The organism is Candidatus Pelagibacter bacterium nBUS_27, assembly GCF_051200985.1.
Taxonomy (GTDB): Bacteria; Pseudomonadota; Alphaproteobacteria; order Pelagibacterales; family Pelagibacteraceae; genus Pelagibacter.
Genome location: NZ_CP172845.1, coordinates 40,049 through 56,052 on the forward strand (window position 1 = coordinate 40,049; position 16,004 = coordinate 56,052).

The 16,004-nt window shown below is 28.1% G+C and carries 13 protein-coding genes and 1 tRNA gene; 9 read left to right on the forward strand and 5 right to left on the reverse strand.

The genetic code is table 11. The annotated features are described in order from the left end of the window. Positions 1-4 precede the first annotated feature (4 nt). The 6 genes from pheS to ACIJYG_RS00215 all read left to right on the forward strand — a co-directional run bounded on the left by pheS (position 5) and on the right by ACIJYG_RS00215 (position 8,840). Complete coding sequence (gene pheS / locus ACIJYG_RS00190) at positions 5-1,072, forward strand: phenylalanine--tRNA ligase subunit alpha (protein ID WP_435097046.1); 1,068 nt, start codon at positions 5-7, stop codon at positions 1,070-1,072. Beyond that, entirely contained in the window at positions 1,069-3,477 is a 2,409-nt protein-coding gene (pheT, locus tag ACIJYG_RS00195) for a phenylalanine--tRNA ligase subunit beta (RefSeq protein ID WP_435097049.1), read from the forward strand. The genes pheS and pheT overlap by 4 nt, the downstream gene beginning before the upstream one ends. A 5-nt stretch (positions 3,478-3,482) precedes the next feature. Continuing rightward, the gene (gene lepA / locus ACIJYG_RS00200) at positions 3,483-5,291 is read left to right on the forward strand and encodes a translation elongation factor 4 (RefSeq protein ID WP_435097052.1); all 1,809 of its coding nucleotides are present in this window, start codon (positions 3,483-3,485) and stop codon (positions 5,289-5,291) included. A 2-nt stretch (positions 5,292-5,293) separates the two neighbouring features. Then, positions 5,294-5,383 (forward strand) — tRNA-Ser (locus ACIJYG_RS00205). Positions 5,384-5,496: 113 nt separating this feature from the next. Further along, positions 5,497-7,557, forward strand: coding sequence for a DNA gyrase subunit B (locus tag ACIJYG_RS00210; protein WP_435097055.1), 2,061 nt, complete (start codon positions 5,497-5,499; stop codon positions 7,555-7,557). A 2-nt stretch (positions 7,558-7,559) separates the two neighbouring features. After that, positions 7,560-8,840 carry an ActS/PrrB/RegB family redox-sensitive histidine kinase gene (locus ACIJYG_RS00215; protein WP_435097058.1) on the forward strand — a complete coding sequence of 427 codons (1,281 nt, stop codon included), beginning with the start codon at positions 7,560-7,562 and terminating at the stop codon, positions 8,838-8,840. Here ACIJYG_RS00215 and ACIJYG_RS00220 read toward each other — a convergent pair. From ACIJYG_RS00220 to ACIJYG_RS00230, 3 genes are read right to left on the reverse strand one after another with little or no spacing between them, the layout of a single operon-like run. Then, positions 8,837-10,636, reverse strand: a complete 1,800-nt coding sequence (locus tag ACIJYG_RS00220; RefSeq protein ID WP_435097061.1) for a cobaltochelatase CobT-related protein — start codon at positions 10,634-10,636, stop codon at positions 8,837-8,839. The genes ACIJYG_RS00215 and ACIJYG_RS00220 overlap by 4 nt on opposite strands. Further along, a complete protein-coding gene (gene cobS, locus ACIJYG_RS00225) occupies positions 10,637-11,611 on the reverse strand; it encodes a cobaltochelatase subunit CobS (protein WP_435097064.1) in 975 nt (324 codons plus the stop codon). Continuing rightward, entirely contained in the window at positions 11,583-12,128 is a 546-nt protein-coding gene (locus ACIJYG_RS00230; RefSeq protein WP_435097067.1) for a J domain-containing protein, read from the reverse strand. Before ACIJYG_RS00230 ends, cobS begins: the two co-directional genes overlap by 29 nt. A 21-nt stretch (positions 12,129-12,149) precedes the next feature. Between ACIJYG_RS00230 and ACIJYG_RS00235 the strand changes: the two genes are divergently transcribed. Then, positions 12,150-12,410, forward strand: a complete 261-nt coding sequence (locus ACIJYG_RS00235) for a BolA/IbaG family iron-sulfur metabolism protein (RefSeq protein WP_435088492.1) — start codon at positions 12,150-12,152, stop codon at positions 12,408-12,410. Here the strand turns inward: ACIJYG_RS00235 and aroB are convergent. Continuing rightward, positions 12,399-13,505 (reverse strand): 3-dehydroquinate synthase, encoded by a 1,107-nt coding sequence (gene aroB / locus ACIJYG_RS00240; protein WP_435097070.1) that lies wholly within the window; start codon positions 13,503-13,505, stop codon positions 12,399-12,401. The genes ACIJYG_RS00235 and aroB overlap by 12 nt on opposite strands. Next, complete coding sequence (locus ACIJYG_RS00245; protein ID WP_435097073.1) at positions 13,492-14,004, reverse strand: shikimate kinase; 513 nt, start codon at positions 14,002-14,004, stop codon at positions 13,492-13,494. Before ACIJYG_RS00245 ends, aroB begins: the two co-directional genes overlap by 14 nt. Before the next feature lie 57 nt (positions 14,005-14,061). Here ACIJYG_RS00245 and ACIJYG_RS00250 point away from each other — a divergent pair, with 57 nt between their 5' ends. Further along, a complete protein-coding gene (locus tag ACIJYG_RS00250; protein WP_435097076.1) occupies positions 14,062-14,244 on the forward strand; it encodes a hypothetical protein in 183 nt (60 codons plus the stop codon). Continuing rightward, positions 14,219-15,982 (forward strand): hypothetical protein, encoded by a 1,764-nt coding sequence (locus ACIJYG_RS00255; RefSeq protein ID WP_435097079.1) that lies wholly within the window; start codon positions 14,219-14,221, stop codon positions 15,980-15,982. Before ACIJYG_RS00250 ends, ACIJYG_RS00255 begins: the two co-directional genes overlap by 26 nt. Positions 15,983-16,004: the final 22 nt, after the last annotated feature.

A 16,004-nucleotide genomic window follows, 5' to 3' on the forward strand; every position in this document is an offset into this window, starting at 1 on the left:
CAATATGTCAGACATAAAAAATATTAAAAATGACTATTCGACTAAGCTTAATAAAAATCTAAGTTTAGAAGAAATTAATCAAATCAAGACAGAGTTATTTGGTAAGAATGGTCTGATTTCTTCTCAATTCAAAAACATTGGATCTATACCAGAGATAGACAGAAAAAAATTTGCATCAGATCTAAATCAAATTAAGAACGAGTTACAAAATTCAATAACCAATAAAATTAATGAAATTGAATCAAAAAAAATAAATGAAAAATTAGAAAAAGAAAAAATTGATGTAACTCTTCCTGAGCGATCATTTGTTAGAGGTAAAATTCATCCTGTTTCACAAACTATAGATGAAATCTCGTCGATTTTTTCTGAGATAGGTTTTAGTGTTGAAGAGGGTCCAGATATTGAAAATCAATATAATAATTTTACAGCGTTAAACACTCCTGACAATCATCCAGCAAGAGATATGCATGACACATTTTATCTTGATGAGAATAAAGAAATTTTATTAAGAACTCATACATCGCCAGTTCAAATTAGAACAATGTTAAAAGACAAACCTCCATTTAAGATTATTGCACCTGGAAGAACTTATAGATCTGATAGTGATCAAACACATGCACCAATGTTTCATCAAGTAGAGGGTTTACATATAGATAAAGATATAAATATGGGACACCTAAAAGGTTGTTTAAATTATTTTATTAAAGAGTTTTTTGAAGTTGAAAAAATTAAAATGAGATTTAGACCAAGCCACTTTCCATTTACTGAACCATCAGCAGAAGTAGATATTGGTTATGAAATTAAAGATGGAAAATTAGTTATAGGAGAAGGCGATCAATGGCTTGAAATTTTAGGCTGTGGAATGGTTCATCCTAATGTTTTGAAAAATGTAAAAGTCGACCCATCAAAATATCAAGGATATGCATTTGGAATTGGGATTGATAGATTAGCGATGCTTAAATATGGTATTAATGACTTAAGAGCTTTCTTTGATTGTGATTATAGATGGTTAAATCATTTCGGTTTTGATCCTTTGGATGTACCAACAAATTATAGAGGCTTGAGTCGATGAAAATTACATTTGATTGGTTAAAAGATCATTTAGATACAAAATTAAAAGAAGACAAGCTTTTAGAACAGCTAACAAGTGTTGGGCTAGAAGTTGAAAGCGTAGAAAATTTATCTGCTGGTCTTGAATTGTTCAAAATAGCAAAAATTTTAAAGACAGAAAAACACCCAAATGCAGATCGACTTAAAGTCTGCGATGTTGATGTGGGAGAAAAAGAAATAAAAAAAGTTGTATGTGGTGCGCCTAATGCAAGAGAGGGATTGATAACAATATACGCTCCTCCTGGGGCTGTTGTTCCAAAAAGTAAAGTAAAGTTAGTGATAGCCAAGATTAGAGATGTTACTTCATATGGAATGCTTTGTTCTGAATCCGAATTAAATTTATCTGACGAAAGCGATGGAATAACAGAATTATCTTCAAAAAAATTTGAAAAGAGTATTGGAAAAAGTTATTTTTCAGAATCAAGCTCTAATCTTATAGATCTGTCAATTACCCCTAACAGACCAGACTGTCTTGGTGTGAGAGGAATAGCAAGAGATCTTGTTGCTTCAGGTTTTGGAAAATTAAAAGATTTAAAAGAGAAAAAAATAAAATCAAAATTTAAACAAACTGTAAAAGTAAAAATTGATAAAGAAAAAAACCAAGGATGTAGTGCATTTGGAAGTTGCTTAATTACTAATGTAAAAAATGTTGAAAGCCCACAATGGTTAAAAGATAAATTAGTTTCAATTGGTGAAAAACCAATTTCAGCAATAGTTGATATTACAAATTATGTTATGTTTGATATCAATCGTCCATTACACGCTTATGATGCTGAAAAAATTGAAAAAGGTATCATAGTTCGAAATTCAAAATCTGGAGAAGAATTTACAGCTTTAGATAATAAAAATTACAAACTAGAAGATGGAATGTGTGTAATTAGTGACAGTAAAGGTGTATTGGGATTAGGTGGAATTATTGGAGGTACAAGGTCTGGTACAGAACTTGATACTAAAAATATTTTATTAGAGTCAGCATATTTTGAACCTAGATCAATTAGAAGCACATCAAAAAAACTTAATATAGATACAGATGCAAAGTTTAGGTTTGAAAGAGGTATTGATCCATTATCAATTGAAGATGGTTTAAATAAAGCGTCATTATTAATTAAAGAGATTTGTGGTGGAGAAATTAGTAAAATTGATATTCAAACAATTGAAACAAACAAAATAAAAAACATCAAATTTGACACTGATTTATTTGAAAAAATAACTGGATTTAAAATTTCAACTAAAGAAATGATTAAAATCTTAGAAGATCTTGGTTTTAAAATTAAAAAAGAAAAAAAATATTTAAAATTAACAATTCCAACATGGAGACCGGATATTTCACAAGAAATAGATATTGTCGAAGAGTTAGTAAGAATAACTGGTTATGATAAGATTGAAATTATAGATCCAATAAAAGAAAGAACCAAATCTACTTTAACTCAGACTCAAAAGTTATTTCATTTTTTACAAAGAGCGGTTGCTTCAAAAGGTTATCTAGAGGCAATAACATGGTCATTTACTGACTCAAATTATAACGATCATTTTAAAAATAAGAATAAAGAAATTAAAATTGTAAATCCCATAAGTTCAGAATTAGGAGTTTTGAGAAACTCAATATTTTCAAATTTAATCATGTATATGAATAAAAATCTGGACAGAGGTCTTAAAGATTTATCAATATTTGAAATAGGACCAATTTTTACTGGTTCAAACCCAGGTGAACAAAATACTGTGGTCTGTGGTTTGTCAGCAGGTAAAAGATCAAGATTATCATGGATTGAAAATGAGAGAAATGTTGATGTATTTGATGTTAAAAGAGATGTGGTTCAATCTTTAGTCGAAGCTGGATACAATTCAGATAAATTTTTTATAGATAGCGAAACACCAAATTATTACCATCCAGGCAAGTCAGGTAGATTATTTTTAAATCGAGGCAAAGATCAAGTAGCAGCTTATTTTGGTGAGATTCATCCAAATATTATAAAAATGATAGATATTAAAACAGAGTCTTTAGTGGGTTTTGAAATTTTTCTAGATAATTTAAAATTACCAAAAAAAACATTAAAAGACCAAAAAACTAAATTTGAAGTATCAGATTATCAAAAATCTGAGAGAGATTTTGCTTTTATAGTTGATAAAGAAGTTAAAGCTCAAGATTTAATTAATGCTGTTTCAAGTGTGGATCAAAAACTGATTAGTAATATTAAAGTTTTTGATGTTTATGAAGGTGAAAATATTCCAGAAAATCAAAAATCAATAGCAATTAGTGTGACCATACAATCATCTGAAAAAACATTGAATGATAGTGATTTAGAAAACATCAACAATTCTATAATTAAAACAGTTGAAAACAAAACTGGCGCTAAGATACGATCTTAAAGCAAATGAGTAATATCGATAACATTAGAAACTTTGCAATTATTGCGCATATTGATCACGGTAAATCTACAATAGCAGATAGAATAATTCATAGCTGTGGAGGGCTCACAGAAAGAGAAATGAAAGCTCAAGTATTAGACTCAATGGATATTGAGCGTGAAAGAGGAATTACAATTAAAGCTCAGACAGTAAAACTTAATTACAAAGCAAAAAATGGTAAAAATTATATTTTAAATATTATTGACACTCCTGGTCATGTAGATTTTAGTTACGAGGTTAGTAGATCTCTTTATGCCTGTGAAGGTTCAATCTTAATAGTTGATAGTACTCAAGGGGTAGAAGCCCAAACACTTGCAAATGTTTATCAGGCTTTAGATATAGATCATGAGATAGTACCAGTTTTGAACAAAGTTGATCTTCCAGCATCAGATTTAGATAGAACAAAAAAACAAATCGAAGAAGTAATAGGTATTGATACAGAAAGTGCGATTCCTTGTTCAGGGAAAACAGGCGAAGGTATTGATGATATTTTAGAACAAATTATTACAGTCTTACCTAGTCCTAAAGGTGAAAGTTTAGGCGATTTAAAATGTTTATTGGTTGATAGCTGGTACGATACTTACCTTGGAGTTGTTATTTTGGTTCGAGTAATTGACGGTAAAATTTCAAAAAATATGAAAATTAAAATGATGTCTACAAATCAAGAATATATTATTGAAAAAGTTGGGGTATTTACGCCAAAAGCGACAGATATTAATGAGTTAAATGCAGGTGAAATAGGCTTCATAACAACTGGAATAAAAGTTTTATCTGAAACAAAAGTTGGTGACACTATATGTGATGCTGCCAAACCATTAAAAGAAGCCTTGCCAGGTTTTAAGCCAAGTAAACCCGTGGTGTTTTGTGGATTATTTCCAGTAGATAGTTCAGAATATCAAAAATTAAAAGATGGATTGGCTAAACTACAATTAAATGATGCAAGTTTTTCATTTGAACCTGAATCTTCTTCAGCTTTAGGATTGGGGTTTAGATGTGGGTTTTTAGGATTACTTCATTTAGAAATTGTTACAGAAAGACTGGAAAGAGAATTTGATGTGAACTTGTTAACAACTACGCCAGGAGTTGTATATAAAGTTTATATGAATAATGGAGATATTGTTGATCTACACAATCCATCAAGCTTACCAGACCCAACATTAATAAAATTAATTGAAGAACCGTGGATAAAAGCAACAATAATTACACCAGATGAATATTTAGGTTCGATAATAAAGATGTGTCAGGATAAAAGAGGGGTGCAAACTAATTTAAGTTATTCTGGAAACAGAGCAGTTGTAAATTATGAGTTACCTTTAAACGAAGTAGTTTTTGATTTTAATGATCGTTTAAAATCGATGACTAGTGGTTATGCTAGTTTTGATTATGAAATTATTGAACATAGAGAAGGTGATTTGGTAAAACTAGGAATTCTAGTTAATGCAGAACCAGTTGATGCATTAGCAATGATGATACATAAAGATTTTGCTCAAAGAACAGGAAGAGAAGTTTGTGAAAAGCTAAAAGATTTAATACCAAGGCATAATTTTATGATACCTGTTCAAGCTGCAATAGGAGGAAAGATAATTGCTAGAGAAACTATTAAGGGTTTTAAAAAAGATGTTTTAACAAAAATTCATGGTGGTGGAGCTACAGACAGAAAGAGAAAGCTTCTTGAAAAACAAAAAAAAGGAAAAGCTCGATCAAAACAATTTGGAAGAGTAGAAATTCCCCAGGAAGCATTTATTGGTGTTCTCAAGATTTCAAAAGAGAAATAATTGGAGAGGTGGCCGAGCGGTTGAAGGCGCACGCTTGGAAAGCGTGTAAAGGAGCAATCCTTTCATGGGTTCGAATCCCATTCTCTCCGCCATCAAATAAGCAAGATTTTACAGGCTAAATTTGTCTTTTTTTGACTTTTTAAGTAAAGATAAATCAGCATTTTTTTTAAAAAATGTTATAATTTATTCTTTCCTAAATTAAAAAATGACAAATAAAAATACATATCAAGCAGACTCAATTAAGGTTTTAAAAGGGCTTGAGGCGGTCAGAAAAAGACCAGGAATGTATATTGGGGACACGGATGATGGAACTGGTTTGCATCATATGGTTTATGAGGTCGTTGACAACTCTATAGATGAAGCTTTAGCAGGTCATTGTAAAAATATTAATGTAAGAATAAATTCTGATGGAACTATCACTGTTAATGATGATGGTAGAGGAATTCCTGTTGATATGCACAAGGGAGAAAAAAAATCAGCAGCAGAAGTTATTATGACACAACTTCATGCTGGCGGTAAATTTGATCATGATTCTTACAAAGTTTCAGGTGGACTTCATGGTGTTGGAGTTTCTGTTGTAAATGCATTGTCTGAAACATTACAATTAGAAATAAGTAGAGATGGAAAAAAACATTTTATAGAATTTAAAAATGGTGAAGCCAAAGCTCCTTTAAAAGTCACAGGAAATTCTAAAGAAACTGGAACTCAAATTACATTTTTACCCTCAAAAGAAATTTTTTCCTCTATAAAATTTAGTGCGAATATTCTTATAAAGCGTATGAGAGAGTTAGCTTTCTTAAACAAGGGTATTAAAATAATTTTTACAGATGCTAGTTTAAAAAAAGAAAAAGTATCCCAATTTAAATTTGATGGTGGTGTACTTGAATTTGTAGATTTTCTAGATGAAAAAAGAGAAAAACTACAAAATAAAAATGGAAATGATTTATTTAAAAAACCAATTTATATTGAGGGAAAAAAAGACAATATTGAACTTGAGTGTTCTTTGAAGTGGAATGCAAGTTATGCTGAAGATATTTTTCCTTACACTAATAATATTTATCAAAAAGACGGTGGAACACATTTGTTAGGTTTTAGAAGCGCATTAACAAGAGTTGTTAATAAATATGCGAATGAAAATAATCTACTTAAAAAAAATAAATTAGCAATTTCAGGAGATGACATTAAAGAAGGTCTTACTTGTGTGTTATCTACAAAAATTCCTGATCCAAAATTTTCTTCTCAGACAAAAGATAAGCTAGTTTCATCAGAGGTTAGAATGATTGTAGAAACTGTTGTAAATGAAAAATTATCTATATGGTTTGATCAAAATCCTTCGATCGCTAAAATAATTTTAGCAAAAGTTATTCAAGCAGCAATGGCGAGAGATGTGGCTAGAAAAGCTAGAGAGAATGTAAGAAGAAAAGGTGCTCTAGAATTAAGTGGTCTTCCTGGAAAATTAGCTGATTGTCAAATTGGAAAACAAGATGGCACAGAATTGTTTATTGTAGAGGGTGATTCAGCGGGAGGTTCTGCAAAACAAGGTAGAAACAGGTCTAATCAAGCTGTTTTGCCTTTAAGAGGTAAAATTTTAAATACTTATGTAGAAGATTTAGCTTCTAAAAAGAATGGTAATGGTGATGGTTCAGAGCAGCAAAGAACAAAGGCTTTATCAAAAATGATTTCATCTAATGAAATTGTTACATTAATTAATGCATTAGGCTTAGATCCAAAAGTACAAGAAATAGACTTAAAAGATCTTAGATATGGAAAGATTATTATTATGACCGATGCAGACGTAGATGGATCTCATATTAGAGCTCTTTTATTGACTTTTTTCAATAACAAACCATTTAATAAATTGATTGAAAATGGGCACGTGTATTTAGCTCAACCACCATTATTTAAAATAAATAAAGGATCAAAAGGAATTTATATTAAAGATGAAAAAGAATTAGAGGATTATATTGTTAATAATAATAAAGAATTAAAAAAAATTAAAAAAGGATCTAAAGAATTTATTAAAGAATTAGATTTAGAAAAATCAAAAATGAACATACAAAGATTTAAAGGACTGGGTGAAATGAATCCAGAAGAGTTGTGGAGCACAACGCTCGACCCTGAAACAAGAAATCTATTACAAGTGCAGTATTCAAAAGATCTTAAGAAGGATCAGAGTCTGATACACACTTTAATGGGAAATGATGTTGCTTTGAGAAAAGATTTTATAATTTCTAATGCAATTAATGTGCAAAATCTTGATATCTAATAATGAAGTTCTTTGAAACTTCAAAATATCACTTCTTTAAAAAATCAACTTATATAAGCCTTAGATGGATTGGTATTATTGGGCAACTAGTATCAATTAACTTTGTATATTTTTTCTTAAATTTTAAGTTTGATTTTATAATTTCTAATCTGGTTATATTCTTAGGTATTTTAAGTAATTTATTTTTAATATTTATTTATAAAAAAACACAATTATCAGATAGATCAGCTTTTATTTTTTTAGTAATAGATATATTACAATTAGGAGCTTTACTCTATCTAACAGGGGGTGTCACCAATCCGTTTGTTATTTTTTTATTAATTCCAAGTGTTTTTTCATCATCAAATCTAAGTTTCAAAACTAATTTTCTATTAGTATTTCTATCAATAATTATAATCTTTATACTTACATTTTATTCATTAGATTTGCCCTCTCCCATGAGTAATCACTTTCATGTAAGTCCGTATTATTTTTACTCAATTCCAATTGCGTTAATAATAGCTTTAATTTTTTTAAATTATTTAGCGATGTCGTTTGGAACACAATCTAGATTAAGAAGAGAAGCGTTGGCAAAAATGGAAGAAGTTATGGCTACTGAACATGAACTTTTGTCATTAGGAGGACAAGCTGCAGCTGCAGCTCATTCACTTGGAACACCTTTGTCCACAATTAAGATTATTGCTCATGATCTAGAGAAACAATTCAAAGAACAAGAAGATGTTAAAAAGGATATAGAATTATTATCCAGCCAAGTAGAAAGATGTAATGATATTTTAAAACGCTTAACTTTAAATCCAGTAGAGGAAGATAATTTTATTGATAAAGATCTTACAATGAGAGATTACTTGGGTGAAATTATTTTGTCATTCAGGCAGATAAGTAAAAAAAATTTTATTTTCAATTATGATCAATTTTCAAATATAAAAAAGATAACAAAATCAATAGAAATCGTTTATGGTTTAAGAAATTTTATTGGAAATGCTAATAAATTTTCTAAAGAAACAATCTATATAAATTTAAAAAGTGACAGTGAAATTACAGAAATTATAATTGAAGATGATGGAAATGGATATCCAAAGGATGTCTTGTCAAAAATTGGAGAACCATATTTAAGATCAAAAGACACAATTGATAAGTCAAAAACAGGATTAGGATTAGGATTATTTATTGGTAAAACGCTTTTAGAAAAAAATTTTGCTTCAATTAATTGTAGAAACTCCCAAACAAGAAGTGGAGCAGAGGTTATTATTAAATGGAATAATAAAGATTTATTTAATCTTTAGTGAAATTTTTTTTTAGTTTCAAACAAAGTGCTTAACTGGGATACCATAACATCTCCTAATTCATTTACATCGGTAATTTTTATTGCTTTATCATAATATCTTGAAACATCATGACCAATGCCAATCGCTAGTACCTCAATTTCAGTTTTGTTTTCAATAAATTTTACCATTTTTTTAAGATGTTTTTCTAAAAAATCACCTGAATTTACTGAAAGTGTAGAGTCGTCTACTGGTGCACCATCAGAAATTACCATCATAATTTTTCTTTCTTCTTTTCTTTTTTTAATCCTATTGTAAGCCCACGAAATAGCCTCTCCATCAATATTTTCTTTTAATAAACCTTCTTTTAGCATTAGGCCTAGATTATTTTTAGCTTGTCTCCAGTGGGTATCTGCACCTTTATAAATTATATGTCTTAAATCATTTAATCTACCAGGGGTTTTGGGTTTAGAGTTCTTATTCCAAAGTTCTCTGCTTTGGCCACCTTTCCAGTTTTTTGTTGTAAACCCTAATATTTCAACTTTAACAGAACATCTTTCTAAAGTTCTAGATAATATATCTGCACATATTGCAGCTATTGTAATGGGTCTTCCTCTCATTGATCCAGAATTATCTATTAACAAAGTTACGATTGTGTCTTTAAAATCCAAGTCTTTTTCTTTTTTAAACGATAATGAGTTATAGGGGTCCATAATAATTCTTGGCAATTTTGAACTATCAAGTAGTCCCTCTTCTAAATCAAAATTCCATGCTCTATTCTGTTTTGCAAGCAATTGTCTCTGTAGTTTATTTGCAAGCTTTGTTATTACATCTTGAAAACCAACTAATTGTTGGTCTAGTGTTCTTCGAAGTTTTGCTGCTTCTTCTGCATTTTCTAAATTTTCAGCTTTTGTTACTTCATCATATTGAGTTGTAAAAATTTTATAATCTAAATTGATATTATCAAGATTTTTTTGAACAATTTGTTCTGAGCTCTGTTCATCAGACTCAGTATCTGAAAGTTGTTCATCAAGATTAAATTCATCTACATTATAGTCAGCGTCTAAAGTGGCTTGAGTTTCTTGATCATTATTTTCATCTTTATTATCTTCTTGATCTTTATCTTGGTCATCATTTGATGGATTGTCTTGTCCTTGATCTTGATTATCTTCTTTCTTTTCTTCGTCTTCTTCACTTTGAAAAATATCCATCTCTTCTAAAATTTGGGAGAATCTTGATCCATAGTTGTCTTGATTTTCTAGATTTTCTTGCAAAAATTTTTTATGTTTTTCTATCGATTGTTCAAAGTCTTTTTCCCAAAAATTTAACATTTTTGTTGTTAAAGGGTTTAATTTTATTTGATGAAAATTTTTAAGCATATATAGCTCAAATGCTTCAGTTACAGGAACATCTTCTTTTGTTTTTAATTGATCCTTCCTTTTTGTATTTATTATATGTGAGTAATTTTGTTGAAAATTTTTTTCAATACCTTTAAGCATTTTACCGCCTAGAGCCTCATATCTTATTTTTTCAGCTATACTATAGAGTGATCTTGATGAAGTGTTAGTAGGAAGGTTTTTTTTATAAATGAATTCATTAGAAAATTTTTTTTTTAAAGCAGAAGAATCTGTTTCTGCTCTCAATTTAATGAAGTCACTTGGTTTTGTTAAATTATCAATTTCAACAGATTGTAAATTTTGTTTCTTTTCATTTTCAGATGATTTGTTGATTAAATCAAAATCATCAGAAATTACTTTTGCTGTTGAAGTTAAGGCTAGTCTAAATTTTTCTTTTAAATTATCTATCTTATCGTTCATTTAAATCTGAATATTCATCAACGACTCTGGAAGCTCTTCTCCAAAGCATCTTTGATAATATTCTGCGATAGTATTTTTTTCAATTTCATCACACTTGTTTAAAAAAGTTACTCTAAAAGCGTACCCTGTATCTTTAAAAATTTCTGAATTTTCTGCCCAATGTAAAACTGTTCTAGGGCTCATTACTGTTGATATATCACCTGCAATAAATCCTTTTCTGGTTAATGAGGCTACTTTTATCATATTGGCAACTTTTTCTTTACCCTTGGCGTTATTAAGGTTCTTATTTTTTGCCAGAACTATATCTAGCTCTCTTTCAAGACCTAGGTAGTTTAGAGTAGTAACAATATTCCATCTATCCATCTGCCCCTGATTTATTTGTTGGGTTCCATGATAAAGGCCCGTTGTATCTCCTAGGCCAACAGTATTTGATGTTGCAAATAATCTAAAAAATTTATTTTGTTTAATAACTTTATTTTTATCAAGAAGAGTAAAATTACCTTCAGCTTCCAAAACTCTTTGGATTACAAACATTACGTCAGGTCTTCCAGCATCATACTCATCAAAAACAAGTGCTACTGGATTTTGTATTGACCAGGGCAAAATACCTTCATTAAATTGAGTAACCTGTTTCCCATCCTTAAGTACAATTGCATCTTTTCCTATTAAGTCTATTCTACTTACATGGCTATCTAGATTTACTCGAATACATGGCCAGTTTAATCTTGCTGCAATTTGTTCAATATGAGTTGATTTTCCAGTACCGTGGTATCCTTGAACCAGCACTCTTTTATTGTAGGCAAAACCAGAGATTATTGCCATCGTAGTATCTCTATCAAATTTATAACTTTTATCTATTTCAGGAACATATTCATTTTTTTTTGAAAAAGCTTCCACTTCCATTTCGGAATCAATACCAAAGGTTTGTTTTAATGAAACTTTTATATCAGGTTGAATATTTAGATTTGGTGTCAATTTTTTCTCTATATGTATTTTTAAGCTGTGTATAAGCTAAAGTAATTAATTTAAGTTTTTCCTCATATTTTTTGTTACCAGCATTTATATCTGGGTGATATTTTTTGACAAGCAATTTGAACTTATCCTGCACCTTTTTCCATTTCAGTCCTACAGAAACTCCTAATATACCGAAGGCTTTGATATCTTTGTGATTAAATTTAAATTGACGCATATGATCGTACTCACCATTAATCTTATCTTTATCTAGCTCGTCTCTCAAAGTATTGTTCCAAAGAACTTTAAAGAAATTATCTGAAGAACTAAAACTTTGGGTTGGTTTATGCCAAATCATATCTGACTTTAAAAAATTTAAAACCTGGTCATCATTCATACCTGAAAAATAATTCCAATTTTTATTGAACTCTTTCACATGCTCTAAGCATAGCATTCTATACTTTTTGCTATTATCTTTTTCTACTGGTGCTCTGTAATCACCAATTTCGTTACAATTATTCCAGTCGCAAATATTTTTCATGATGTATAATAGTTTCAATTTATGGATATAAACGAGTTAATTACAATTGTAAAAAAAAAACTTACTGACCAAATTGATTTTGAAAGTATAAAAATTGAGGACAAATCATTTCTTCATAAAAATCATATCGGCAATCAAGAGGGCAAATTTCATCTAAAAATTATTTTAAATTCAAGTGAATTAAAGATTTTGAGTAAAATCGAAAGTAATAAGAAAATCTATAAAATTTTAGATAAAGAATTAAAAGAGAATATTCATTCAATACAAATATTAATTTCTTAACTCATTTTTTAGAAATACACTCAAACTATATTTTTTATATGTTTTGTTTATAATGGGTAATCCAATTCTTTTTAATAAAACTAAATTAATTTTATCTGAGTTATTTTTTTTATCTTTAATCATGAAAGATAATATTTTATTTAAATCTTTAATTTTAAAAAAATTTTTCATTTTGGACGGTAAATTTGCTCTAGAAATATGATTTATGATCAAATTATAGTCATTTTTTTTAAGCAAATTATTCTTTAGACTAAAACTCAACGCACTTTTCATACCAAGTATTACAGCTTCGCCATGATTGAGTTTTTTTGAATAACCTAAAGAAGCTTCGTAAGCATGTGCAAAAGTATGACCAAAATTTAAAATTTTTCTAAGATTTTTCTCTTTTTCATCTTTTTCGACAACACTTTTTTTAATATTACAGCTTTCATAGATCGCTTTTTCAATGGATGGAGATGAAAGTTTTAAAATTTTATCACTATTTTTATCTAAAAAATTAAAAAATTTTTTATTAGCAATCAAAGAATGTTTTAAAATTTCGCCGTAACCACAAATCACTTCTCTTTTGGGCAGTGTTTTTAAAAATTGAATATCAGATATAACTAAATTTGGTTGATAGAAACTTCCTATTAAATTTTTTCCATATTTTGTGTTAACACCGGTTTTACCTCCAATGGAAGAGTCGACTTGCGATAATAGGGTAGTTGGAATGTTTATGAATTTTAAACCTCTTTTAAATAGACTTGCTGCAAAACCACTTATATCACCTGTAATTCCTCCACCAATGGAAATTACGCAATCCTCTCTTGAAAAATTTTTATTTAATAAAATATCTAAGATCTTATTTACACTGTTTAAATTTTTGTTAATTTCATTAGCTTTGAAATTATGAACATAAAGTTTTTTTTGATTTAAAGATTTTTTGATTTTTGACACTGATTGTTTTGAAATATTTTTATCAACAACAAGTAAACATTTTTTAAAATCTATTGAATTTTCTTTTATAATTTTTGATATATTTGATATTAAATTTGAACCAATAATAATTGAATAGTTTTGAGTTTTAGTATTTATTTTTAACTTAATAGGTTTCATAATTTTTTATAACATTTTTAACAATATTATTTTTTGATAGTTTATCACATTTAATTTCATATAAAGCTTTTGAATAAATGTTAGATCGTTTTTTTATTAAATCAATCAATTCATTTTCTGTGGAATTATAAGCAAGAGGTCTTTTTTTATTATTTTTAATTCTATCAAGTAATATTTTATTATCCCAGTTTAACCAAAAAGAAATATGATTTTTTAATATTTCTTTTCTAATGACGTTGTTCACAAATGCTCCTCCACCAAGAGATACTACAGTTGAATGAATCTTTAGTATCTTTAAAGTAATTTTTTCTTCAAATTTTCTAAAATAGTCTTCACCTTTTATCTCAAATATTTCTGATATCGATAGGCCTAATTCTTTTTCGATTTCTTTATCAACATCTATGAAATCTAATTTTAATTTTTTTGCAACTAACAAACCAATAGAACTCTTCCCAGATCCCATCATACCTAAAAACACAAGATTTTCTTTTGATTTCATAAGTTTCTTTATTGAAAAAACACAAATATGTCTTAATTTGAAATTAGTTAAAGTTATATGCAATTTAATAAAAATACAAGTTCAGGCAAAACCAGTTTTATTGGTCTAACCATCAAATCTATTATTGGTCTTGCAGTAATCATGGGGATTATGTTTTTTATTAATAAAGTTGATTTTCCAGCTCCAAAAAAAGAAATAGAAAAAATTATTCCAAATGAAAATTTTAAAATTGTTAAATAAGAAAAATTTATCAATTATAATTGTTTCTTTATTGTTATCTTTTTCCACAATTGCTGAGGAAAAACCAATCGATATTTGGAACCTAGATAAACAAGAAGTAGATACTGTATCTGAAGAAAAAATAACAGTCGAAAAAACTGAAGAGGTATCACAAAGCAGCATCTATGAAACACAAACAGATAAAAACAAAGACTCTATAAAACTAGACGAAGACTTAACATCAAAAACAATTAAAATTGCTGGATTATATGATCCACAGGATTATGGTCTGAGTATTAGTATGTGGTCAAATTCTGATGGCTTAAAATTAAAAAAACTTTTTAAAAACATTGATAAATATAATCTTTCAAAAGATGCATCTGAAATTTTAAATATTTCATTATTAACAAATGCTTATTATCCAAATCAAAATATTACAGATAAAGAGTTTATAAAATTTAAAACAAATTGGTTAATAAAAGACTCTAACCTAGAATTAATTGAAGAATATCTTATTAAAAATCAAATAACAAATTTGCATCCAGAATTGATGAAATATATGGTTGATAATTATTTGTCTCAATCGAATGTAAAAAAATCATGTGAAATATTTTCAAAAATTAATGAACCTTTAGAAAATGAATATTTATCAAAATTCAATCTATATTGTTTAATAAACTATGGAAAAAATGAAGAAGCTCAATTAATTTTAGATTTAAAAAAAGAATTAGGCTTTGAAGATGAATATTTTGAAAATAAAGTTAATTATTTGTTTGGATACATAGATGAAGCAAATAAAGAAGTCTCTGAGAATTCTATTTTAGATTTTCATTTAGCCCATAGAACAAATCCTGAATTTTCATTTGAACCAAAAAAAGACACTCCTAAATTAATTTGGAAGTATTTATCAACATCTAATTTATTATATAGAATTCAAGATTTAGAAATTACCGATATAGATAAAATTTCTACTATTGAAAAAGCCACCCATGATAAAAATTATTCAGAAGAAGAGTTGTTTGAGTTTTATAAGCGATTTCAATTTAACATAAATCAGCTGTTAAACACCAAAGAGTCCTATAAATCCTTATCCTCTATTGAAGGTAAAGCCCTAGTATATCAAAGAATACTTTTAACAGAAGAACCAAAACTAAAACTTGAACTGATGAAAATTTTGAAAGATATTTTTGAGTCTGAGGGTATTGGTAATGCATTTGAATTAAAGCTAGGAAAATTTTTAAAAAAAATTGATGAAACAGATGTACCTTCTAATTTTACTACTTTTTATAATCAGCATATAAAAAATGATGAAATTATTAATAAAAAAATTAAATATAATAATAAAATATTACATCAATCAAAGTTAGTAAATTATTTTAATGGGGATTATGCTAAATCAAAAATTGAAGAAGATCTAAATAAGTTTTTAAAAAAAATAAAAAAAGACAAAAAATATTTCTTATCAAAGAAAGATATAATTTTCCTCGAAGCATTAAAATCTGACGGAATTGAAATCTCAAAAAAATATGAAAATCTTTATGAAATTAACAAATCAGAGATGCCGACAGATATCCAAAAAATGATAGATAATAAAGAAATTGGAGCAGCGCTACTTAGAATTATAGAGGTTATTGGACCAGAAAAAATTGAAGATATAGATGATGATACAGTATATTTTATAATTAATACGCTGAATCAATTAAATGCTGACTTAATTAGGAATAAACTTTTATTAAAAGTTCTTCCTTTTAAAGTTTAGAAATTATAATAAAATAATTCAT